23 protein-coding genes are annotated in these 22,084 nt (G+C 62.8%); 13 read left to right on the forward strand and 10 right to left on the reverse strand.

All coding sequences use genetic code 11. From position 1 onward, the window contains the following. Positions 1 to 66: 66 nt before the first annotated feature. Positions 67 to 1,944: a hypothetical protein gene (locus IQ25_RS09835; RefSeq protein ID WP_144905275.1), complete on the forward strand. Its 1,878-nt coding sequence runs from the start codon at positions 67 to 69 to the stop codon at positions 1,942 to 1,944. 197 nt (positions 1,945 to 2,141) lie between these two features. On the opposite strand, the gene IQ25_RS09840 is transcribed toward IQ25_RS09835, so the two are convergent. After that, positions 2,142 to 2,636 carry a hypothetical protein gene (locus IQ25_RS09840; RefSeq protein WP_144905277.1) on the reverse strand — a complete coding sequence of 165 codons (495 nt, stop codon included), beginning with the start codon at positions 2,634 to 2,636 and terminating at the stop codon, positions 2,142 to 2,144. A gap of 301 nt (positions 2,637 to 2,937) precedes the next feature. Here IQ25_RS09840 and secE point away from each other — a divergent pair, with 301 nt between their 5' ends. The 5 genes from secE to IQ25_RS09865 all read left to right on the forward strand — a co-directional run bounded on the left by secE (position 2,938) and on the right by IQ25_RS09865 (position 5,283). Then, on the forward strand, positions 2,938 to 3,132 hold the full coding sequence (gene secE, locus IQ25_RS09845) for a preprotein translocase subunit SecE (RefSeq protein WP_144905279.1): 195 nt from the start codon (positions 2,938 to 2,940) through the stop codon (positions 3,130 to 3,132). 35 nt (positions 3,133 to 3,167) lie between these two features. Next, entirely contained in the window at positions 3,168 to 3,707 is a 540-nt protein-coding gene (gene nusG, locus IQ25_RS09850) for a transcription termination/antitermination protein NusG (protein WP_144905282.1), read from the forward strand. Between the two features lie 164 nt (positions 3,708 to 3,871). Further along, positions 3,872 to 4,303 carry a 50S ribosomal protein L11 gene (rplK, locus tag IQ25_RS09855; protein ID WP_144905284.1) on the forward strand — a complete coding sequence of 144 codons (432 nt, stop codon included), beginning with the start codon at positions 3,872 to 3,874 and terminating at the stop codon, positions 4,301 to 4,303. 4 nt (positions 4,304 to 4,307) lie between these two features. Next, the gene (rplA, locus tag IQ25_RS09860; protein WP_144905286.1) at positions 4,308 to 5,009 is read left to right on the forward strand and encodes a 50S ribosomal protein L1; all 702 of its coding nucleotides are present in this window, start codon (positions 4,308 to 4,310) and stop codon (positions 5,007 to 5,009) included. 91 nt (positions 5,010 to 5,100) lie between these two features. After that, positions 5,101 to 5,283: a hypothetical protein gene (locus tag IQ25_RS09865; RefSeq protein WP_144905288.1), complete on the forward strand. Its 183-nt coding sequence runs from the start codon at positions 5,101 to 5,103 to the stop codon at positions 5,281 to 5,283. Here the strand turns inward: IQ25_RS09865 and IQ25_RS09870 are convergent. From IQ25_RS09870 to IQ25_RS09885, 4 genes are all read right to left on the reverse strand, one after another. Continuing rightward, the gene (locus IQ25_RS09870) at positions 5,264 to 5,710 is read right to left on the reverse strand and encodes a UTRA domain-containing protein (protein WP_144905290.1); all 447 of its coding nucleotides are present in this window, start codon (positions 5,708 to 5,710) and stop codon (positions 5,264 to 5,266) included. The two genes, IQ25_RS09865 and IQ25_RS09870, sit on opposite strands and share 20 nt — an antisense overlap. 103 nt (positions 5,711 to 5,813) lie before the next feature. Then, positions 5,814 to 6,512: a peptidylprolyl isomerase gene (locus IQ25_RS09875; RefSeq protein WP_144905291.1), complete on the reverse strand. Its 699-nt coding sequence runs from the start codon at positions 6,510 to 6,512 to the stop codon at positions 5,814 to 5,816. 2 nt (positions 6,513 to 6,514) lie between these two features. Further along, positions 6,515 to 7,276 (reverse strand): competence/damage-inducible protein A, encoded by a 762-nt coding sequence (locus IQ25_RS09880; protein ID WP_144905293.1) that lies wholly within the window; start codon positions 7,274 to 7,276, stop codon positions 6,515 to 6,517. Between the two features lie 39 nt (positions 7,277 to 7,315). Beyond that, positions 7,316 to 8,839, reverse strand: coding sequence for a flavin-containing monooxygenase (locus IQ25_RS09885; RefSeq protein ID WP_144905295.1), 1,524 nt, complete (start codon positions 8,837 to 8,839; stop codon positions 7,316 to 7,318). 89 nt (positions 8,840 to 8,928) lie between these two features. Between IQ25_RS09885 and IQ25_RS09890 the strand changes: the two genes are divergently transcribed. From IQ25_RS09890 to IQ25_RS09900, 3 genes are all read left to right on the forward strand, one after another. Beyond that, on the forward strand, positions 8,929 to 9,903 hold the full coding sequence (locus tag IQ25_RS09890; protein WP_144905297.1) for a magnesium and cobalt transport protein CorA: 975 nt from the start codon (positions 8,929 to 8,931) through the stop codon (positions 9,901 to 9,903). Between the two features lie 99 nt (positions 9,904 to 10,002). Further along, complete coding sequence (locus IQ25_RS09895; protein WP_246415477.1) at positions 10,003 to 10,680, forward strand: DUF47 domain-containing protein; 678 nt, start codon at positions 10,003 to 10,005, stop codon at positions 10,678 to 10,680. A gap of 24 nt (positions 10,681 to 10,704) precedes the next feature. Further along, positions 10,705 to 11,703 (forward strand): inorganic phosphate transporter, encoded by a 999-nt coding sequence (locus tag IQ25_RS09900; RefSeq protein WP_144905299.1) that lies wholly within the window; start codon positions 10,705 to 10,707, stop codon positions 11,701 to 11,703. On the opposite strand, the gene IQ25_RS09905 is transcribed toward IQ25_RS09900, so the two are convergent. After that, the gene (locus IQ25_RS09905) at positions 11,704 to 12,462 is read right to left on the reverse strand and encodes a DUF1365 domain-containing protein (RefSeq protein WP_144905301.1); all 759 of its coding nucleotides are present in this window, start codon (positions 12,460 to 12,462) and stop codon (positions 11,704 to 11,706) included. Further along, complete coding sequence (locus IQ25_RS09910) at positions 12,462 to 13,790, reverse strand: NAD(P)/FAD-dependent oxidoreductase (RefSeq protein WP_144905303.1); 1,329 nt, start codon at positions 13,788 to 13,790, stop codon at positions 12,462 to 12,464. Before IQ25_RS09910 ends, IQ25_RS09905 begins: the two co-directional genes overlap by 1 nt. Positions 13,791 to 13,917: 127 nt before the next feature. On the opposite strand from IQ25_RS09910, the gene IQ25_RS09915 reads away from it, so the two are divergent. The 3 genes from IQ25_RS09915 to IQ25_RS09925 all read left to right on the forward strand — a co-directional run bounded on the left by IQ25_RS09915 (position 13,918) and on the right by IQ25_RS09925 (position 18,056). Then, the gene (locus tag IQ25_RS09915) at positions 13,918 to 14,940 is read left to right on the forward strand and encodes an SAM-dependent methyltransferase (RefSeq protein WP_144905305.1); all 1,023 of its coding nucleotides are present in this window, start codon (positions 13,918 to 13,920) and stop codon (positions 14,938 to 14,940) included. 74 nt (positions 14,941 to 15,014) lie between these two features. Then, positions 15,015 to 16,634, forward strand: a complete 1,620-nt coding sequence (locus IQ25_RS09920; RefSeq protein WP_144905307.1) for a M20/M25/M40 family metallo-hydrolase — start codon at positions 15,015 to 15,017, stop codon at positions 16,632 to 16,634. Positions 16,635 to 16,763: 129 nt separating this feature from the next. Then, a complete protein-coding gene (locus tag IQ25_RS09925) occupies positions 16,764 to 18,056 on the forward strand; it encodes an HD-GYP domain-containing protein (RefSeq protein WP_144905309.1) in 1,293 nt (430 codons plus the stop codon). Here IQ25_RS09925 and rimO read toward each other — a convergent pair. After that, a complete protein-coding gene (gene rimO / locus IQ25_RS09930; RefSeq protein ID WP_144905311.1) occupies positions 18,053 to 19,459 on the reverse strand; it encodes a 30S ribosomal protein S12 methylthiotransferase RimO in 1,407 nt (468 codons plus the stop codon). The genes IQ25_RS09925 and rimO overlap by 4 nt on opposite strands. 88 nt (positions 19,460 to 19,547) lie before the next feature. Here rimO and IQ25_RS09935 point away from each other — a divergent pair, with 88 nt between their 5' ends. Continuing rightward, positions 19,548 to 19,976, forward strand: coding sequence for a DUF1761 domain-containing protein (locus IQ25_RS09935; RefSeq protein WP_246415479.1), 429 nt, complete (start codon positions 19,548 to 19,550; stop codon positions 19,974 to 19,976). 10 nt (positions 19,977 to 19,986) lie between these two features. Here the strand turns inward: IQ25_RS09935 and IQ25_RS09940 are convergent, their stop codons facing one another. Continuing rightward, on the reverse strand, positions 19,987 to 20,748 hold the full coding sequence (locus IQ25_RS09940) for a M23 family metallopeptidase (protein WP_144905313.1): 762 nt from the start codon (positions 20,746 to 20,748) through the stop codon (positions 19,987 to 19,989). A gap of 13 nt (positions 20,749 to 20,761) precedes the next feature. Further along, positions 20,762 to 22,042, reverse strand: a complete 1,281-nt coding sequence (gene serS, locus IQ25_RS09945; RefSeq protein WP_144905315.1) for a serine--tRNA ligase — start codon at positions 22,040 to 22,042, stop codon at positions 20,762 to 20,764. Positions 22,043 to 22,084 lie beyond the last annotated feature (42 nt).

The raw sequence follows: 22,084 nt of genomic DNA on the forward strand, positions 1-22,084 counted from the left end.
GCCGGTAGCGGCTTTGCAAACGCTCCTTCGGATCCACCAAGGACAACTGCCAAGCCGGCGTGCCGGTTGATCGTTCCTCCCAATCAAGCATTTTCCGACCATCTCGTCGTCGGTGTTGCTGCGTTCGCCAACAACATGGGCGAGCTGCTGAACTGCGGGCTTGAAAGTGTCACTTTCCATTATGAAGGTGGCACGCAGGTGCTGACCGAGCCGAGCGTCTACACATTCACTGCGGCCAGTGGAGAAGTCGTCAGCTATCTCGGCTGGTGGTGCGCGCTGCTGAACGATGGCCGTCATGGCGAGGCGCAGCTCTATGTCGAGGCCAAGCCTCGCGACGCGACGATGCAGAACCGGGTGATCGGTCCGTACCTGTTCTTGCCAAGCAGTACTGTCCATGATCTTGAACTGGAAGTGGCGCCTTCCCGGGCTGTTTTGCCCGGGCGACGGTACCAGAGCATTGTCGACGCCCTGCAGTTCTGTGCCGAGCGACGGAGCCACCGTCCGCTTATCCGCATAGTCGAACGGCGAGATGATTATCTTTTCGGATCCTTGCGCGGTGCCAGTGCCTATGTGACCGCCAAGGGTTACGTCACCATAGAGGCAACGGTTCCGGTGACGATCATCGGCACCCGCGAGCACACCGATGCGACGCCTCGGCCGCGTTATTCGGGCATCCGGTTCAAGGGACCGAACATCACCCTCGATATGGCCACGGCCGATCGCTACTTCTACGAGCGCAAGGGCAATCAGTACTGGTACGATGGCGTTCGGGTGATCAACTCCCAAGGGCGCGGGCAGCTTCTGCAAAGGCTCGGAGGTCCTCGTCCGGGCGGATTCGCCAGTGGGCAACCATGGCTGACCGAGTGCAGTGTTTCGGACCTGCCAACCACGGCCAACGGTGCAAGCCTTGTGCGCGGCTGCAAGTTCACGCGTTGCTTTGCCGATGCCGTCAGCGAGGCGCAGTGCGTGATCGGCAGCCGCTTCGATGACTACGATGCCTACATCGACTGGGCCAAGGATGTGCCCGCCCTGACCGTGCGATATGCCGGGCAGGGAAAAAAGGCCACGCTGCAGCTTTCAGGCGACAACAACGCGGCCAGACGGGTCTTCACTGCGCGCGTCGACGGCGAAGTGGTGGGGACGTTCACCACCGACCGGTTCTACACGGTAGCGGCGGGCAGGAACTCGTCGGTTGCCCGCTGGATCAATTCGCTGCCGGACTGGTCCGCAATCCTGCACGATGACACACGCCGGGCGAGCGTACTGTCGCGCGTCGGGGGCAAGGGTGCGGGCTTTGCCGAGATGGATTGCCGGGATGCGCCACTCGAGCTGGTGACCATGTTCGATTACCACGGCGACTTCTATCAGCAGAACACTCCCGCCGCCTGGACGACCGAGAACGTCGTCGTGGCAGGAAACGTCATCACCAACTTTGCCGGTCAGTGCTTCTTCATCTCCTCCGTATCACCATCGCAGGATTTCATTTTCGTGGAGAACTGCTTCCATGGAAAGCCCGGGTCGACCGGTTACAACAGGCGCGACCATTTCTTTTCGCAGCTGGATCGCAAGGGGCCGAAGTCGCACGTCGTCTTTGCGCACAACTCGATGACGCAAGGGTGGGTGCTCCGCACAGCCGGAGGCTTCCGTGCCGACCGTTACTGTCTCTGGACCAACAATGTGCTGGGAGGCCTGCAATGGTTGGGTCCCGCACAGCCTGCGATCCGTCTGACAAGGAATTACCTGTTCCGGGATCCTCGCGTGCCCGCCGGAGCTATCGATACCGAGACGGGCGGCACTGAGGCGGACCTCTTCGTAGACGCTCAGCGCGGAGATTTTGCGCCACATGGCAGACTGGGCCTCGCGGCGATGGCTCCTGTCTTGACCTGGGATAGTGGCGGCAGGCGGCTGGGCAGGGCTTCGCCGCCGGGGGCGAGGCCCAGATAGCCAACAAGCCACAAAAAGGGGCGGCACGCGGTTGCATGCCACCCCGAGTTTCGTCTCATGCGTCTGGTTCGCCTGAGATTGGCAAAGACTACCACTGCAGAATAGCAATGCCAGTCCATCTGATGATATGCCGACGAACTCGGCACAAAAAAGGACGAGCCGCGAGGGCCCGCCCTTTCTTTGTATGACAAATGGCGTCAGTTGCGGCTGATGCTACCGAGCCCGCCACCCGCGTGGCCCATGGCACCCACGGTTCCGCCTAGCCCGGCGCCGGCTTGGCCTAGACTGCCTCCGAGCGTGCCCCGACCGGAAACTGCCGAATCGACCGCGCCGGATGTTGCCACATCATCAAGCGTATCGTTGGCGCGTTCCTTCACGCGCCCAGTTGTCCGTTTTGCGGCGCGTTCGGTGCGCTGTGCAGTGGCGTCCGCCTTTCGCTCGGCTCTGTCAGCCACCCTCTTGTCGGCCCGGACGTCATTTCGCACTTGCGCCTTGGTCGACACTTCGCCGCCAATGCCCTTGTCGGACGCGCTGACATCAGCGCCTAGGCCGGTATTTGCGTTTGCAGAGCCGTTGCCGACTGATGTCTGCGCTACGGCGCTGGCCGATCCACCGGCATTGATCTGACCGCTTTGGGCATGTGCAGCGCCTGCCATGGCAAGTGCGGCCAGCGGGAGAATTATCTCTTTCATGGCGTGTTTCCTCTTCGCCCCCGTGAAAACGGTCCCTGTTGGATACAGGCTCTAAACGAGGCGCGGGAACTGCCGTTCCGATACGAAGCGCCGTCTGTCGGGTGCGTGGAGCGACCCATCCCACACGTGCCCTTGCCATCGCGGCCCATGCGGACTAAATGAACGGAACTTCCGACATCGGAAAATCGCCAGCCCCTCCCGGACTTGTCCGGGGCGGCGATGACCCCTAGCTGGAAGAAACGAGATTTCACGCGGTTAGTTTCAACGCGGCTAGGGCCGCAGCAAGCAAGGCACGAGAGCAATGGCCAAGACCAGCCCCGGCGAGTTCTTCAACCAGGTGAAGGCGGAAGCGCGCAAGGTCGTGTGGCCAACCCGTCAGGAGACGACGACCACGGCGATCTTCGTCGGCATCATGATGCTGATCCTCGCGGTGTTTTTCCTCGGTATCGATTCGCTGTTCAGTGCAATCGTCCGCTTCCTGCTTTCGCTCGCCTGATCAGACCAACCTCCAGGACCAAAGAGAACAAAGATATGGCCCGCTGGTACATCATTCACGCCTATTCCGGTTTCGAGAACAAGGTGAAGGAAGCGATCATTTCCGAGGCCGAGCGCATCGGACTTTCGCAACTGGTCGAAGCGGTCGAAGTGCCGACCGAGACCGTCACTGAAGTGAAGCGCGGCAAGAAGGTTCAGGTCGAGCGTAAGTTCATGCCGGGCTACGTGCTGGCAAAGCTGGCGATGAACGACGACATCTATCACCTCGTCAAGAACACGCCGAAGGTGACGGGCTTCCTCGGCACCAACAACAAGCCACAGCCGATTTCCGACAAGGAAGCCGCCCGCTATTTTGGGGCCCGCGAGCAGGCAGCGGCCGAACCGCGCAAGAGCGTGGTGGTCGACTACGAGATCGGCGATTCGGTCAAGGTCAACGCCGGCCCGTTCGCTTCGTTCAACGGCATCGTCGAGGAACTGGACTTCGACAAGAGCCGCGTGAAGGTCTCGGTCTCGATCTTCGGTCGTGCGACGCCGGTGGAACTGGGCTTCGAGGAAGTCGAACTCGTTCGCGGCTGATCCGCAATCACTTGCATTTGCCGGCCGATAGCCTTATCGGCCCGCGCTTCGCTGCCTGAACGGGTGGTGATTCCGTGCGGGAGTCCCGGTTCCGGGGCGTTTGACCGCTCACTCTGAGGTCGGGGCTGAACAAGCCCTGCCAACAGGAAGAAAGGAGGCCCAACGTGGCCAAGAAGATTGAAGGCTATATCAAGCTGCAGGTTGCAGCCGGTGAAGCGAAGCCCGCTCCGCCGATCGGTCCGGCACTGGGTCAGCGCGGCGTCAACATCATGGAATTCTGCAAGCAGTTCAACGCTGCCACGCAGGAAGTCGAGAAGGGCACGCCGCTTCCGACCGTGATCACGGTTTATGCCGACCGCTCGTTCACGTTCGTGACCAAGACCCCGCCCGCCACCTTCTTCATCAAGAAGGCCGCTGGCATCAAGTCGGGTTCGAAGACCCCGGGCAAGGCTTCGGCCGGTTCGATCAAGCGTTCGCAGCTGGCGGAAATCGCCCAGGCCAAGATGAAGGACCTGAACGCGAACGACATCGAAGCCGCAACGAAGATCATCGAAGGCTCCGCGCGCGCGATGGGCCTCACCGTGGTGGAGGGCTGATCACATGGCCAACCTGACCAAGAAGCAGAAGTCGCTGGCCGAAAAGCTGGGCGACAACCAGAAGCTCTATTCCGTCAACGACGCGATCAAGCTGCTCAAGGACCTCAAGAGCGCCAAGTTCGACGAGAGCCTTGAAGTCTCGCTGAACCTCGGCGTCGATCCGCGCCACGCCGACCAGATGGTCCGCGGGATGGTCACGCTGCCTTCGGGCACTGGCAAAGACGTCAAGGTCGCCGTGTTCGCCCGTGGCGACAAGGCTGAAGCGGCTCTTGCCGCCGGTGCCGACAAGGTCGGTGCCGAAGACCTGCTCGAAGACATGCAGGCTGGCAACCTCGACTACGGCCGCGTGATCGCGACGCCCGACATGATGGGCATCGTCGGTCGCCTCGGCAAGGTGCTGGGTCCCAAGGGCCTGATGCCGAACCCGAAGCTCGGCACCGTCACCCCGAACGTCGCTGATGCGGTCAAGGCAGCCAAGAGCGGCCAGATCGAATTCCGCGTCGAAAAGGCCGGCATCATCCACGGCGGCATCGGCAAGCTCTCGTTCTCGGACGAAGCGCTGCGTGCCAACTTTGACGCTTTCGTCGATGCGATCGTCAAGGCAAAGCCTGCCGGCGCCAAGGGCAAGTACCTGCGCAAGGTCGGTCTGTCCTCGTCGATGGGCCCCGGCCTCAAGGTCGATGTGGCTGAAGTGCACGGCGGCTGATTTCAGCTGCCTTGGGCTAGGAAAAAGAAGGCCGGGGAGGGAAACCTCTCCGGCCCTTTTTCTGTCTGCGGAAGGCGTCTAGGAGCGAGGGATGCCTGAATCCGAAGCCTCGCAGAACCCGGTAACCGTTGCTCGCCAGCAAGTGGAGGCGGTGATTCCGCCGGAAAAGCGAGGCCCCGGCTGGGACCGGCATTGGCGCGAACTCGAAGCCTATGCCGAAGCGGCAATGGAAGGAGCCGTTGGCGACTGGACGGTCAACCCCTCGCGGGATTGATGTTCTCGCGGGTGTAGCATTCGATGACGAGGCTGATGGCGCGCTCATCGGCTGGGCGAAGCACGGCGCGATGTGACAAGATCGTGCCTGTCGGACACTCCTCCATGCGCCCGCGCATCTGGCTCAAACGCTCGCGATGAAAGCCGAGCGGGGCAACGACCTTGCCGAATGGGATGTCAGTGCTCTCGAGCGTCTGGTTCATCGCTTGGCTCAAGCGAGCCGGCACGTACCAGTTGTGGGCGACAGACAGAACAGTGTCGCCACAGGTGAGGCGCACGTGGCGATAGACTATCGGCTCTTCGGGACCGACGCCGAGGGCCATGCGGACGTGCGCAGGTGCCGGAATTCGTTCCGACCGGTCCGCGACTGCGCGGATGGTCGGCGGCTGTGCGATGTTTCTGGCTGCGCACCACTGACCCAGCGCCACGGTAGCACTATCATTGGCAGCGAGAGTTTGCTCAAGACGCGCCCGCTCAGCCGATCCGGCGCACCCTGCCAGCAACAAGCAGAATGTCGCTGCAAACGCAGGCTCAGGGCGCAGGGGCAGGTGCAGTCTCTGGCAGGCGACGGGCCGTCAGGATCTTGACCGGCTTGGCCAAGATCTGTCCGCGCATGATGCCTTCGCCTTCTGTTTCCGAGATCGGGGCAGCGAAAATCGCCTTTACCACGTCCATGCCTTCGACGACCTGTCCGAATGCAGCATAACCGGCCTTGGCTTCAGGATCGGCGGAATCCGGCTGGGCATCGAGACCGGGCTGATCCGACACCATGATCGAGAAATCGCCGGTGGCCGTGCCGGGCGCGTAGCGCGCCATGGATAGCGTGCCGGACTTGTGCAGGATGCCGGTCACGTTGGTGGGTTCGTGCGCGATGGGCGGCAGGTTGCGCTTCGGATCACCCCGGGTGCCGGCTTGGATCAGGCCGTTTGGCTGTTCACCCCAGGGCAGGTGCATGGCGCGATAGAACACCGTGCCGTCAAAGCGCCGCGTCTCGGCGTAGCGGACGAAGTTGGTGGCGCTGGCAGGGGCGTGCCTAACGTCAACTTCGACCACGATGCGCCCGGCCTCGGTATCCAGAGCGACGCGCACCTTGTCGGGCAAGGGGGCAGTCGAAGGCGCAGGATAGGCGGGCGCGGGCGGCCGGGGCGATGCCACGCGCTTTTTCACAGGTGCTGCGGCAATCAGCAGGACGGCAAGCGGGGCCAGAATGGCGAGGCGGCGCGTAAGCATTGTCAGATTCCGCCAGTGACCGGGAAGCGGCCGATTTCCGCAAGACCCTCTTCCAGCTTGTGAGCGCAAGCCTTGAGCTGGCTTTCGCTGACCGAGCGGATAACGAAGTTCGCGCCGGTTTTCCCCTCGCGGAAAAACGGATAGCTGCCGATCTGCACGCCTTCGAAAGCCTGTTCCGTCTCGCGCAAAAGGTCGGCAATTTCACTTTCGGCCACCCAGCAGCCGACAGTCGTGGACAGGAGGGGCAATCCGCCTTCGAGCTGGCCGGTCAGGCCATCAAGCATCTGCGCAGTGATGCCCGGCACGCCTGCCATCAGGAACACGTTGCCGACGCGGATGCCGGGCGCGCCTGATACGCGGTTCTCGATCAGGTCAGCGCCATCGGGCACGCGCGCCATGCGCAGGCGTGCGTCGTTCAGGCCACCGCGCGAGGCATAATAGCTTTCGAGAATGGCGCGCGCCTTCGGGTGGATGACGACTTCCACGCCGAGGGCTTCGGCAACCGCGTCCACGGTGATGTCGTCATGCGTGGGGCCAATGCCGCCGGTGGTGAACAGATAGTCATTGCGGACGCGCAGTGTGTTCACCGCTTCAACGATCGCCGCCATATCGTCAGGTACGACCCGCACCTCGCGCAGGCGGATACCCTGCACGCCGAGCCATGTCGCGACTTGCGCGATGTTCTTGTCCTGCGTGCGGCCGGAGAGGATTTCGTCTCCGACCACGACAAGCGCGGCGGTCCAGATGCGGGATTCGTCAGTCATGGCGGCAGGGATACCGCATGGCTGGTCCCCGCAAAAGCGCTATTCCGCCACTTCCATCTGCTCCTTGTGTATGGTTGTAGGGCGCGGATGGCCGAATTGCAGAACGCCATCCTCGATCGGATCCTGGCGCATCCACGCCACGTCTCGCACGTAGTCCTGATTTAGGCGCCAGCGCATGTCGCTTGCCGACTTGGGCAGGAGGTGGCGGGCACGCTCGATATAGCCCGACGAGAAGTCGTAGATGTTGTCCTCGTCGAGATGGTGATTGGGCGCGAGGCTGGGCACTGCCACTTCGACGCCGCGCGCCTTCATCGCGTTCAGCACATCGCAGATGTAGCGGGCGTTGATGTCAGCCCGAAGTGTCCAAGAGGCGTTGAGATAACCGAACACCGCAGCAAGGTTCGGCACATTCGAGAACATCACGCCCTTGTAATAATAGCGGTCGGCGAAATCGACCGGCACGCCGTCCACGCTGATCGCGATCTTGCCTGCCATGACCATCTTGAGGCCGGTTGCGGTGACAATGACGTCGGCATCAAGGTGCTTGCCGGACTTGAGCTTGATGCCGGTGGCGTCGAACCTGTCGATATGGTCGGTGACGACGCTGGCCTTGCCGACCTTGATCGCCTCGAACAGGTCGGCGTCTGGCACGAGGCACAGGCGCTGGTCCCAAGGATCGTAAGGCGGGGTGAAGGCCTTCTCGTCGTACTTGTCGCCTAGAGCCGCCTTGATCCGCTTTGTGAGGAACTGCTTGACCTGCTCGGGCTTGGTCCGCGCCCGCTTGAACACGAGGTTCTGCAGCCGCACGTTCTTCCAGCGGGTGATGCGATAGGCCAGTTCCTCGGGGAGGATCTTCCGCAGGAAGTTGGCAAGGGCATCACGTGCAGGCCGTATACCGTACCAGGTCGGCGTGCGCTGGAGCATGGTCACGTGGGCAGCCTTGGCGGCCATCGAGGGAACGATGGTGACGGCTGTGGCGCCCGAGCCAATCACCACCACGCGCTTGCCGGTATAATCCAGATTCTCCGGCCAGAACTGGGGATGGATGATCTCGCCCTTGAAATCCTCGCGGCCTTCTAACTGCGCTTCGTAAGGCTTGTCGTAGTCGTAGTAGCCCGAGCCGAGGTAGATCCAGCCTGCGGTTACCCGGCTGCGCTGGCCATCGCTGCCCTCAAGGGTGATAACCCAGTGTGCTGTTTCGCTGTCGAAATCTGCACTGACGACCTTGCTGTCGAAACGGATGTGGCGGCGGATGTCGCGTTCGTCGACAATCCGGTTCAGGTAGTCGAGAATGGCCGGACCGTCGGCAATGGATTTCTCATGCTTCCATGGCTCGAAGATGAAGCCCAGCGTGTGCATGTCTGAATCGGAGCGGACGCCGGGATAGCGGAATAGGTCCCACGTGCCGCCGACCTGAGCGCGCCGCTCGATAATCGCAAAGCTGCGGTCAGGGCAGAGCATTTTCATATGCGCGGCCATGCCGATGCCGGAAATGCCTGCGCCGACGATCAGGACGTCGACGTCCGGCTTGCCCGCCGCAAAAGTGGACTGCTCTGCACCCACAAACACTCTCCATGCTTATCTATTTACAGCGATGTTAGCATATTTGCGCGCGATTGCCAGTGGCTCCAAGGTTTGCCAGTGATGCTGGCATGACCGTGATCGCCGCCCGCCGCTACAGCAATGGCACCGCCCATGAGGATGTGTTCGACCTGACTGGCGAGCCAGCGCCTGACCTGCCGCCGCACACTTTCGACTGGATCGGACTGTGCGAGCCGGACGTGGCGGAGATGGACCTCGTGCGGCGGCAGTACTGCCTGCACCCACTGGCGGTGGAAGATGCACTCAATCCGCGCCAGCTGCCAAAGGTTGAAGTCTACGGCAAAACGCTTTTCGTGGTGGCTCGCACGGCGGAACTGCAGGCAGGGGAGGAGATCGGCTATGGCCAGACCGCGTTCTTCGTCGGCCCCGGCTTCCTGATCAGCGTCCGCTTCGGCAGTACCCGCGCGCATCTCACCTTGCGCGAGGAGCTCGAGACACAAGGCGACAGATTGTCCGAAGGGCCGGACTATGTGCTCCATGCGGTGCTCGATTTCATCGTCGATGGCTACCTGCCACTGCTCGAGAAGCTCGAGGAAGTGGCGCAGGAGATGGAGGAGGCAGCGATCGACGTCTTCCCCGAGCAATCGGTCATCCGTCGCATATTCCGCCTGCGCCGCCAGCTGCGTCGTTTCGAGCGGGTGATCGGACCGATGGAGGAGGTCTGCTCAAGGCTGGTGGTTGCGGACCTTCCGTGCATCGATCCCGCCGCGCGGATCTGGTTCCGCGACGTGCTTGACCATGTGCGCCGGGCGATGGCGCGGATGCGGGGGCTCAAGGAAACACTGGCGGCAATTGTCGAGACGGCAAGCCTGCTCGAACAGCATCGTCAGGGCGAGATGACCCGCCAGCTTGCAGCATGGGCAGCGATCCTTGCGGTGCCGACTGCCATCGCCGGAATCTATGGCATGAACTTCGAGTATCTGCCTGAACTCAAGTGGCATTATGGCTACTTCGTGGTGTGGGGCGCGATCATCACGATATGCGGCGGACTATGGCTCAGGTTCCGCAGCATCGGTTGGCTCTAGGGGCTTCGCCGCTGGTGTGGACAATCTTGCATTGCGAGATTGTGACGGAAACGTGACTGGCCTAGTGCCGCGGTGGGCTGGAACGAGTCGTTTCGCCTAATGCGTGACGGCAATTCGGGAAGCGTAGCGATGTTCGGCTGGTTCCAGCGTCTCCTGCCCAAGACGGGCGATTTCTTCGGCATGTTTGAACGGCATGCCGCGGCATGCGTCGATGCAGCCGATGCCCTGGCAAAGCTCACCCGCTCGCAGGGCGATGCCGCACAGTGGGTCGGCAAGATCCGCGAACGCGAACATGCGGCCGATGACGTGATCCGCGAAGTGTTGTTCACGGTGCGCCGCACGTTCCTTACCCCCTTCGACCGCGGCGCGATTACGTCGCTGATCGGCGCGATGGACGATACCATCGACGAGATGCAGGCCGCGGCTTCGGCAATCGAACTCTATGAGATCGCAGCGTTCGAGCCCGAGATGCAGGCCATGGCCGACAAGATCGTCGAAGCCGTTGGGCTCATCGCCGAAGCCATGCCGCTACTCCGCGACATCGAGCGCAACGGCGGACGCCTCCACGCGCTGACCGAGCGGATCGTCAAGCTGGAAGGCGAGGTGGACCTGATCCACCAGGCCGGGCTAAAGGCCAATTTCCTGCGCCACCGCACCGACGGCGACCACATCGCGTTCATCGTTTCGCGCGAGATATTCAAGCATCTCGAGAAGATCGCCGATGCTTTCGAGGACGTCGCGAACGAGATCGACGCGCTCGTCATCGACCACGCCTGACGGCGCGGGACAGGAGCTGATCCGATGCACGAGCTAGCCTTTCCGCTGCTGGTCGGCCTGATCGCACTGGCGCTGGCCTTCGACTTCCTCAATGGGTTGCACGATGCGGCCAACTCCATTGCTACGGTCGTCTCCACCCGTTTGCTGTCGCCCGTTGCGGCGGTGGTCTTTGCAGCCGCTGGGAACTTCGCGGCCTACTGGCTGGTCGGGCTGCACGTGGCCGATACCATCGGCAAGGGAATCATCGACAAGGACATCGTGACGCCCGCGGTCGTATTTGGCGCGCTGGTCGGGGCGATGTTCTGGAACATCGTCACCTGGGTGAAGGGCATTCCCTCGTCATCCAGCCACGCGCTGATCGGCGGGTTGCTCGGCGCGGGCGTGATGCATGGCGGGTTTGACGCGATCGAATCCAAAAAGACCATCGAGACTTTCGTCGCGATCTTCCTGTCGCCCACGATCGGCTTCGTGCTGGCGATGTTCTTCGTGCTGGTCACAAGCTGGCTGTTCAAGGGCTTCCAGCCCCGCAGGGCGGAAGGCGTGTTCAAGGGCCTACACCTGATCTCGTCTGCCGCCTACTCGATCAGCCATGGCGGCAATGATGCGCAGAAGACCATGGGCATCATCACTGTGCTGCTCTACTCGACCGGCTACCTCAAGGGCGAGTTCCATATCCCGGAATGGGTCGTGCTGTCGTGCTATGCCGCGATTTCGCTCGGCACGATGTCGGGCGGATGGAAGATCATCAAGACGATGGGCACCAAGATCACGCGGTTGAACCATCACACGGGCTTCTGCGCATCGACCGCCGGTTCGATCGTGGTGTTCGGGGCGAGCGCGATGGGCATTCCGGTGTCGACCACTCATGCGATCACCGGAAGCGTCATCGGCACCGGGGCTGCCCGCCGTGCGAGCGCAGTGCGCTGGGGCGTGGCGCAGCGGGTGGTCACGGCGTGGTTCATCACCATTCCGGCCAGCGCGACCGTGGGCGCGGCGTTCTACCTGCTCACCCGCCTGTTCTGATCAGTTTCCAACCGTCACGGATTTGGCGGGCGGCGGCGGTTTGCGGAACAGCGGCACGCGCTTGAGCCACAGCTTGAGCGCTTCCCAGTGGATTCCTGCGGTAACCTTGAGCGTCATCAGCGGGTAGGAAAGGGCGGCGCGCAGCAGAGCGGTGTCGCTCAACTCTTCGCGTCGTGCCGTGTGGACTGCCGCCAGTATGGGACCTTCAGCGTCGGATACGGTGATGCCGATTGCGAGCCTTTCGCCGGGGGGTGAGACCCGGAAGGCGTAGGCCATGTCCATCGGCAGGAATGGCGAGACGTGGAAGCTCTTGGTGGCGTGCTGGTGCAGAGCCTTTGAACCGGGTTCTGCAGGGATAACGTAGCTGTGTCGTTCGCCGAAGGTATTCGAGACTTCGTAGATCACCGCGCGCAGCGAGCCGTCCTCGCCATGACAGAACCACGTGCTCAGCGGATTGAAGACATAGCCGAACATGCGCGGCATGGTCAGGAGCCAAATGCGGCCTCCATCTGCCTCAATCCCGGCAGAGCCCAGCAGGCGTTGCGCATGGGCGCGTAGTTCCTTGCCGTCGCCGCAGTCCCGGTCGTGGAATGAGAACAGGTTGAAGCGCCCTCGAGAGAACAGGCGCAGGCGTGCTGAGAGATCATCCAGCCGGTCGATATCGAGCAGCAGGTGCAGGACGCGGTAACGCAGGACGTGCACGGCGGGGCGCGAGCGGCGATGCAGGACGTGGCCATGAAAGAGCGCCGCGTCTGTCATCAGGCGAGTTCCGGTACCAGCGCCTGATGAGTCACATGGATGCGGCCGGATTCCTCCTCGACGCTCCACGGACGACGCAGACCGCCAAGCTGCTCGGCCACGGCAAGGCCTGACTGCAGCCCATCCTCGTGAAAACCTGCGCCGAACCATGCCCCACAGAACCACGTGCGACGGCGCCCCTGCAGCGACCAGAGCTGCTTCTGCGCGGCACCAGCCGCAACGTCGAACACGGGGTGATCATAGCTCTCGCGCCGGTAAACCAGCGCGGGGTCGGGTTCGACCAGCGGGTTCAGGGTGACGAACAGGTCCTTCTCTGTCGACAAATGCTGAAGGCGGTTCATCCAGTAGGTAACGGAAAGCTGGTGCGCGTCCGCACCACGCTCGGCCGCGTAGTTCCATGCAGACCAGACCTTGCGGCGGCGTGGCATGAGACGCTGGTCCGCGTGGAGCACGGCAAGGTTATGGCGATAGGGGAAGGCATCCAGCAGCCGACGTTCTTCAGCATCGGGATCGGCCAGCATGGCGAGCGACTGGTCTGCATGAGAGGCGAGAACGACGTGGTCGAAGCGCTCCCAGCCAGACCTGCAGTTGATTTCCACGCAATCGGGCAGGCGGCGAACCTGCTTTACTGGTGAGGAGAGGCGCATGCCGTCAGCAAAGCTGGCGCTCATCCGTTTTACATATTCGCGGCTACCACCGTCGACCGTGCGCCAGCGCGGACGTTCGCGAAACTGGAGCAGCCCGTGGTTGTCGAAGAAGCGGATGAAGGCGGCGGCGGGGTGGTGCGGAATGTCGCGCACCGGGGTCGACCAGATCGCGGCGGCCATGGGGTAGAGGTGATCGTCACGGAAGGCAGGCCCGCAGCCCAGACCATCGAGATAGGCACCGAGGCCCAGATCGCCGAGGTCCGGCAGGTCGCGCGGGGCGGCCTTGTAGAACCGTGCCAGATCGCGAAGCATGGACCAGAAGCGAGGGGAAACGAGATTGCGGCGCTGGGCGAAGAGCCCCCGTATGTCGCCCGAATATTCGAGCCGACCCTGGTCGAGCGTGACCCCAAAACTCATCACCGTCTCGCGGGTCGGCACGTCGAGATGGGCGAACAGCGCCGTGAGGTTGGGATAGGTGCGCTCGTTGTAGACGATGAAGCCGGTATCAACCGGCACGCCATCAACCTCTACCGTGTTGCTGTGCCCACCAAGCCGCTCATCCGCCTCGAACAGGGTGACGCGATGCCGTTTAGACAGTAGCCACGCGGCTGAAAGCCCGGAGATTCCGCTTCCGACTACGGCAATGTCGAGAACGCCTCCCGGCGCGCCACCACGGCTCATCACAACCCAGATCCCCATCGCACAAGGCATTGATGCCGTAGCGTACTTACCCGTCTGTCATCTGTTATATAGCGCTCCCCTCGTGACAGGTTGACACAAGTCACACCCCGATGGCTAGTTCTGCTTCGTGAGCCTGCTTGCCCCAGTAATATCGCTCGTCGAGCGAGCCCCCTTGCCTGATGCGCTGACGCGTGCAGGCGTCACCTTCATGTGCGAGAAGCGCCTGCGCGCGCTCATGGACGAGCGACCGACCGACGCCGGTTTCGCTGCGTGGATGGCGCATCGCGCCGTCGCCGAGCACACCGACGCCGCCAACGAGCAGCACTACGAGCTTCCGCCGCGCTTTTTCGGGTTGAGCCTCGGGCCGAATGCAAAGTACTCCTGCTGTCACTACCCGACCGGCGCCGAAACGCTGGAGGAAGCTGAATTCGCTGCGCTGGCTGCCACGGTTGAACATGCTGCGCTCCAGGATGGTCAGGACATTCTCGAACTCGGCTGCGGTTGGGGCTCGCTTAGCCTCTACATGGCGGCGCACTTCCCGAACGCGCGGATTACGGCAGTGTCCAACTCGCGCCCGCAAGGCGAGCATATCCGGGCCAAAGCGGCAGCGCGGGGGATCACCAATCTCACCGTGCTCACTGCCGACATGAACGCCTTTGCGCCTGAAGGACGGTTCGATCGGGTCGTCTCGGTAGAGATGTTCGAGCACATGGCCAACTGGCGCGAACTGCTGGGGCGCGTGAAAAGCTGGCTCAATCCCGACGGTCGCTTGTTCCTCCACGTGTTCAGCCACCGCCAGTATCCCTACCGTTTCGACACCGCCGACAAGTCGAGCTGGATCGCGCAGTACTTCTTCACTGGCGGGATCATGCCAAGTCACCGTCTGATCGGGCAGTTTGCAGACCTGTTCGCATTGGAACAGGATTGGTGGTGGGAAGGCACTCACTACCAGAAGACCGCGCTCGACTGGCTGGCTCTGTTTGACGCGAAAGTCTCGGAGATCGAACCGGTTCTGCACGCGGTCTACGGCGCGCAGACGCGGCTGTGGCTCCGCAGATGGCGTCTGTTCTATCTCGCAACTGCTGGGCTCTTCGGTCATCGCGGCGGCAAGGAATGGGGCGTCAGCCACTGGTTGCTAAGGCCTGTCTAAAAAGCACTTGGCAATCCGCGTCATAGCGGCAAGACTAGTTGCCATAGAAACTTGCCCAGGGGAGCTTTCCAGACATGACCGTCCGTTCGCGCATTGCCATTGGCGTTGCGGCCATCGCGCTTTGCGCCACCGCAGCACCTGTTCTTGCAGGTCCTGCCGAAGACAAGCTGATCGCCCAGCTGCTCGATGAAGGGCTCAACCGCTCGGACGCGATGGAGACCGCGTCGGAACTGATGGATCGCATCGGTCCGCGCCTGACCAATTCCGAAAATCACCGCAAGGCCGAGGAATGGGCCACTGCAAAGTTCGCGTCATACGGGCTCAAGAACATTCACCGCGAACCGTTCGAATTCGGTCTGGGGTGGAACCTGAAGAGCTACTCGGCCACGATGACTGCACCGCGCAGCCTGCCGCTTACCGTTCTGCCTGTGGCGTGGTCACCCGCCACAGGCGGCACGATCACTGCGCCGGTCATCGTTGCGCCGATGAGCAAGGTCGAGAATTTCGACGCGTGGAAAGGCAAGCTTGCTGGCAAGATCGTGCTTGTCAGCCTGCCGGGTGAGACCAGCGAATCCAAAGATCCTGTGTTCGAGCGCCTCTCGGGCGAGGACATCGGCAAGCTCGACAAGTACACCCTCCCGCGCCACGATCCCGAAGGTCTCGCCATGCAGACTGCTCGGCGCGGCTTTGCCCGCAAGCTCTCGGAATTCCTCAAGGCCGAAGGCGCACTGGCGATGGTCCGCATGACCTATCGCGACGGCAAGCTGGTCCATGGCGAAGGTTATGACTTCATCCCCGGTCAGACGCTGGCGATACCTGCCATGGACATGGCGCAGGAAGACTACCGCCGCCTCGTCCGCCTCGAGAAGACCGGCGTTGCGCCGCAACTGTCACTGTCGATCGATGCCAGCTTCGATGACAGGGACCTGATGGCAGACAACGTCATCGCCGAGATCCCCGGCACCGATCCCAAGGCGGGTTACGTCATGGCTGGCGCACACTTCGACAGCTGGATCGCGGGCGATGGCGCTTCCGACAATGGTGCGGGCAGCGTCGCGGTCATTGAAGCCGCGCGCCTTCTGGCCAAGATGGGCGTCAAGCCCAAGCGCACGATCCGCTTTGCCCTGTGGAGCGGGGAAGAGCAGGGGCTGCTTGGCTCCAAGGCCTACATCGAACAGCATCTTGCTACCCGTCCGGTCGATCCCAGCCTCAAGGGAATCGACAGCTATGCGGCGTGGCGCAATGCCTATCCGATCACGCCAAAGCCGGAGTACTCGCAGCTCAAGGCCTATTTCAACATGGACAACGGCTCGGGCAAGTTCCGCGGCATCTATGCCGAGGGCAACATCGGCGCCGCCTCCACCCTGCGCGAATGGCTGGCGCCGTTCAATTCGCTGGGAGCCGACAAGGTGGTGATGAGCAAGACCGGCGGCACCGACCACGTCTATCTTCAGGCTATCGGCCTGCCGGGATACCAGTTCATCCAGGACCCGCTCGACTACGACAGCCGCGTGCACCATTCGAGCCTCGACACGCTTGACCACATGCGTGCCGACGACATGCGTCAGGCGTCGGTGATCCTTGCAGGGATGCTGTTGCAGGCGGCGATGAGCGACAAGGAGCTCCCGCGCTCGCCGCTGCCGACCAAGCCAGACGCTACCGATCCGTTCAAGGTTCAGGACCCTAATCAGTAAGTTGGAGCTACCCCATCCGGTTCAATCCGGATGGGGAATCCAGCCACTACGCATTTTTCCGGATGGTCTGGTCCGGACAAGACATACGCTTGCTAACCTAGGTTAGTCTGTCACTCGAACGGACGGCCCATGCTGAAGCGTATTTCTACCAGTGAAATCGAACTCGGGATGTTCATCCACAAGCTGGAGGGAAGCTGGTTCAAGCACCCCTTCTGGAAGCGTCGGTTCCTGCTTGATGACCCGGGAATGCTTGAAACCCTGCGCGACAGCGCAGTGGACGAGGTGATAATCGACACCAGCCGGGGCAGGACTCTGCGCGATCTGGGCGATTGCGCGGCGCAGATCATTTCCGGTCCGCGCAACGCCGGGGAGCCTGCGCCGTCACCTGTTCTTGTCCGTCGTCAGGACCTTGCGCCCGTCCCACAGCGCCCCGGATTTGCCCGCCCGCCTGCCCCGATGCCGGTTGCACGGGAGTTCGGACGTGCCAAGCGTGCTGCCGGCGATGCGCTACGGGTCGTCAGCAAGGCGTTTATCCAGGTCCGGCTGGGCAAAGCCATCCGCGCGCACGATGTCGAGCCGGTGCTTGATGCCATATATGCTTCGGTCCAGCGCAACCTCTACGCGTTCAACGGCCTGCTGCGCTGCCAGACCGACAACGAACCGGTCTATCGGCACTCGCTCGCCGTCAGCGCCTTGATGATCGCTCTGGCCAAGCACATGCGCATGTCTGCGGTCGACGTCCGCGATGCCGGGATGGCCGGATTATTGATGGACGTCGGCGTCGGTCAATTACCGGTCGATCTGGCACCGGTCGGTGGGGACTACACGTTGCTGCGTCCGGATCTGCGCGAACAACATGTCGTGCTCGGCTATACCTTCCTCAAGGCGGCAGGCGACATTCCCCCGCAAGTCCTGCGCGTGATCCTCCACCATCATGAGCGGCTGGACGGTAGCGGCTATCCTCAAGGGATCTGCGGTGCCGAGATTGATACGCTCAGTCGCATGGCGGCTATATGCGACGTGTACGATTCGCGCATCTCCGGCGGAGAAGCCAGTGGCAGGCTCGACCCGGCGGAAGCCATCCGCGAACTGCGTGATCAGCCCGAAAGGTTCGATCCGGACATTCTCGAGCGCTTCGTCGAAACGGTCGGCGTCTATCCGATCGGCTCGTTCGTCCGCCTGCGGTCCGAACGGTTGGCGATGGTGGTCGACGAAGATCCAGCCGATCCCGCGCTTCCAACGGTGCGCACGTTCTGGTCGATACCGCTGAGCAAGCGGCTGAGGGGCGAGACCATCGCCCTTGCGCACTGCTACGGCGATGACGCAATCGAAGGTATCGCCGACATCTCAGGCCTTGACTTGCCGGACATCGACAAGCTGCGCGAGGCCCTGTTTACGACGGCCTGCAAGGAGGCCTGTTAGCCTTCGATAACACCGTAAAGGTCATGGGCGTCCGCGTCCTCGACCAGCACTTGCGCGAAGTCTCCCGGCTGCAGCGTCGCTGGCACGTTGCGCAGGTACACGGCACCGTCGATCTCCGGCGCATCTGCCTGTGAGCGTGCCGTCGCACCGATGTCGCCGTCCTCGTCGGGCTCGCCGACTTCGTCGATGATGACCTTGATCGTCCGGCCGACCTTGGCAGCAAGCTTTGCCGCGCTGATCGCCTCTGTCTTCTCCATCAACCGGGCGTAACGCTCTTCCTTGACCGCTTCGGGGACAGGATTCGGCAGGTCGTTGGCAGCAGCTCCCGCCACCGGCTCGAAACGGAACCCGCCAACACGGTCGAGCTGGGCTTCTTCAAGCCATTCGAGCAGATACTCGAAATCCGCCTCGGTCTCCCCGGGGAAGCCGACTACGAAGCTCGAGCGGATCGTGATGTCAGGGCAGATCTCCCGCCAAGCCTTGATCCGGTCGAGCACCTTGGCCTCGTTGGCCGGGCGCTTCATCGCGCGCAGTACGCTTGGGCTGGCGTGCTGGAACGGAATGTCGAGGTATGGCGTCACCAGACCCTCGGCCATCAGCGGAATCACCGCGTCGACGTGAGGGTAGGGGTAGACGTAGTGCAGCCGCACCCACGGCGTTTCGCCTTCCGGCGTGCGCAGCTTGCCGAGTTCGCGGGCAAGGTCTGTCATGTGCGTGCGGACCGGCTCGCCCTTCCACATCCGCTCTTCATGCCGCACGTCGACGCCATAGGCCGAGGTGTCCTGGCTGATGACCAGCAGCTCCTTAGTGCCCGCCGCAACCAGCTTCTCGGCCTCACGCAGAACGGCATCGATCCGGCGGCTGACGAGTTTGCCGCGCAAGGATGGGATGATGCAGAAGGCACAGGCGTGGTTGCAGCCCTCGGAAATCTTGAGATAGCCGTAGTGGCGAGGGGTAAGCTTGACATCGCCCGGCTCGGCCTGCGGAATAAGGTCGATATAAGGGCCCATGCTGGGAGGGGCGGCTTCGTGCACGGCCTCGACCACGGCTTCGTACTGATGTGCGCCGGTCACCGCGAGGACCTGCGGGAACTTGGCGCGGATCGCTTCGGCTTCGTTGCCCATGCAGCCGGTCACGATCACGCGGCCATTCTCGGCAATCGCCTCGCCGATTGCGGCAAGGCTCTCTTCCTTGGCGGAATCGAGGAAGCCGCAGGTGTTGACCAGCACCACGTCGGCACCGGCATAGTCGGCGCTCATCGCATAGCCGTCGGCGCGCAGGCGGGTGAGGATGCGTTCTGAATCCACCAGCGCTTTGGGACAGCCGAGGCTGACCATGCCGACCTTGGGGGCTTCGGGAATCTCGAGAGGGGGAGTCTGGCTTGCCATTGTGGCGCGGCCCATAGGCTAAAAAGCACGCCACGTCACCTGCAGCGGGTGCGGCGTTGCAATGCGCAGGCGAGGGGCGTAGCAACAGACCTGCAGCGGGGGCTTGGAAAAGAAGGAAAAGATGGGCCCGGTCAACTGGATAGGCGTCATTGTTGCAACACTGGTTGCGCTGGGTTTCTCCACCTTGTGGTACGGGCCGCTGTTCGGTCGTGCGCGTCTGGAGGAAGTCGGTCCCGGCAAGCTCGGCATCCGCCGCTCGCCCGGACGCACTGCCGCCATCACCGCAGCGCTCCTGCTGATCACCGCAACCATGATGGGCCACATGTTCGCCCGCGTCGGCGAAGCGACGCTGGACGTGAAGTGGTGGCTCTACTTCATGATGTCGGGCGGCCTTGCCATCGCCTTCGTGATTCCCTCGCTGTGGATCAGCTACAGCCAGCAGCGCATCAGCACGCGGCTGGCGCTGATCGATGGCGGCTTCTGGCTCTTCGCCTACCTGTCGATGGGACTCGCGTTCTTCCTGCTCGGCTGAGCAATGCGATTCAAAGGCGCGGAGGCAGGTAAAGCTCCGGATCGCGCGGCACGTTGTTGCGGCGAAGTTCGAAGTGGACCGTCGGCCGCTTCGCCTCGCCGCTTTTGCCCACCAGCGCGATGCGTTCCCCGGCGATGACCTTCTGGCCTTCCTTCACTGTCATCGTGCCGAGATAGGCATAGGCGGTGACGAAGCCGCCGCCATGATCGATCAGGATCAACTGGCCAAAGCGCTCCGGCTCCTTGCCTGCATAGAGCACGGTGCCCGTGGCTGCGGCGCGGACCTTCTGGCCCGGGTGCGCAATAAGATCGATCCCGTTCGACGGGATGCCTGAGACACGATCGCGGAAATGGCTGACGACCGCTCCGGCCGTTGGCCATTGTAGCCGTGGTGCATCGGATTCGCGCGGGGCGAGTGCGGGGCGCTGTGGTGGCGGCGGGCGAAGCGATGGCGTCGGGCGGGGGACGGCCTTGGGTGTCTCCGTCGGTGTGCTTGCGGTCGATGGCGTGGGCTTGGGCGCAGGGACTGGCTTGGGCGTGCCCTTCGGCTCGGGACGCTTCAGCACTTGACCTATGCGGATCACGTAAGGACTGGGAATGCCGTTCGCTTCACCCAAGGAAGCCATGTCGACGCCCCAGCGCCGGGCTATGTCCGAAAACGTATCCCCCGCCTGCACGGTGTAGCTCCACGCCACGATCGGCGGGCGCGATGTTCCTTGCGCACAAAGCGGCGCGGCAGCCAGCAGCGCCAGCGCGACCGCGATCCGCTTCATCAGGCCAGTTTCATCAGGTTAGCGGCACGAGGCGGGTCAGCCCGCCCATATAGGGATGCAGCACCTCAGGCACGTCCACCGATCCGTCCTCCTGCTGGTAGTTTTCCAAGACTGCCACCAGCGTGCGGCCAACCGCAAGGCCCGAACCATTAAGAGTATGAACGAATTCCGTGCCCTTTCCGCCTTCCGGGCGATAGCGGGCGTTCATCCGCCTCGCCTGGAAATCGCCGCAGTTGGAGCACGACGAGATCTCGCGATAGGCACCCTGTCCCGGCAGCCAGACTTCGAGGTCGTAGGTCTTTCGGGCGGTAAAGCCCATGTCGCCGGTGCATAGCAGCACCTTGCGATAGGGCAGGCCCAGCGCCTGCAGTACGCCTTCGGCACAGGCGGTCATCCGCTCGTGCTCGGCTTCGGAATCTTCAGGCCTCGTGATCGAGACCAGTTCCACCTTCTCGAACTGGTGCTGGCGGATGAACCCGCGCGTATCGCGCCCCGCGGCGCCCGCTTCCGAACGGAAGCAGGGGGTTAGGGCGGTCATGCGCAGGGGCAATTGCGCTTCACCCAGAATCTGGCCCTGCACGGCGTTGGTCAGGCTGACTTCGGCAGTCGGGATCATCCAGCGGCCGTCTGTGGTCTTGAACAGGTCTTCGGAGAACTTGGGCAACTGCCCCGTCCCGAACACTGCCTCGTCCTTCACCAGCAGGGGCGGGATGCATTCGAGATAGCCGTTCTCGCCAGTCTGCCGGTCGAGCATGAACTGCGCCAGCGCCCGGTGCAGGCGCGCCATGCCGCCCTTCAGGAAAGTGAACCGCGCGCCAGCGATCAGCGCACCGGTCTCGAAATCGAGGCCTAGCAATGGACCAAGGTCCGCGTGCTCCTTGGGCGTGAAGGCAAACTCGCGCGGGCTTCCCCAGCGCAGCACTTCCGCATTGTCGCTCTCGTCCGCGCCTTCTGGCACCTCGACGGCGGGCGCGTTGGGATAAGCTGCAAGCGCTGCATTCTGTTGCGCCGTAAGCTGCCGTTCTTCGTCTTCGAGCGAAGGCAGTTCCACCTTCAGCGCCGCAACCTCGGCTTTCAGCGCTTCGGCGGTGTCCTTGTCACCCTTGCCCATGGCCGCACCGATGGCCTTCGAAGCCTCATTGCGGCGAGCCTGCACCTCCTGCATCCGCGTCGCGATCTCGCGGCGGCGCGCATCGAGCGCGAGGATGGAGTCAGCGGCAGGCTCCACGCCCCGGCGGGCGAGGGCGGCGTCAAAAGCCGCGGGGTTTTCGCGGATCAGGCGGATATCATGCATGGGCCGCGCTATGCCGCCTCGCTCCGCCGGTGGCAAGCCGCC

This window comes from Novosphingobium taihuense (genome assembly GCF_007830315.1).
Taxonomy (GTDB): Bacteria; Pseudomonadota; Alphaproteobacteria; order Sphingomonadales; family Sphingomonadaceae; genus Novosphingobium; species Novosphingobium taihuense.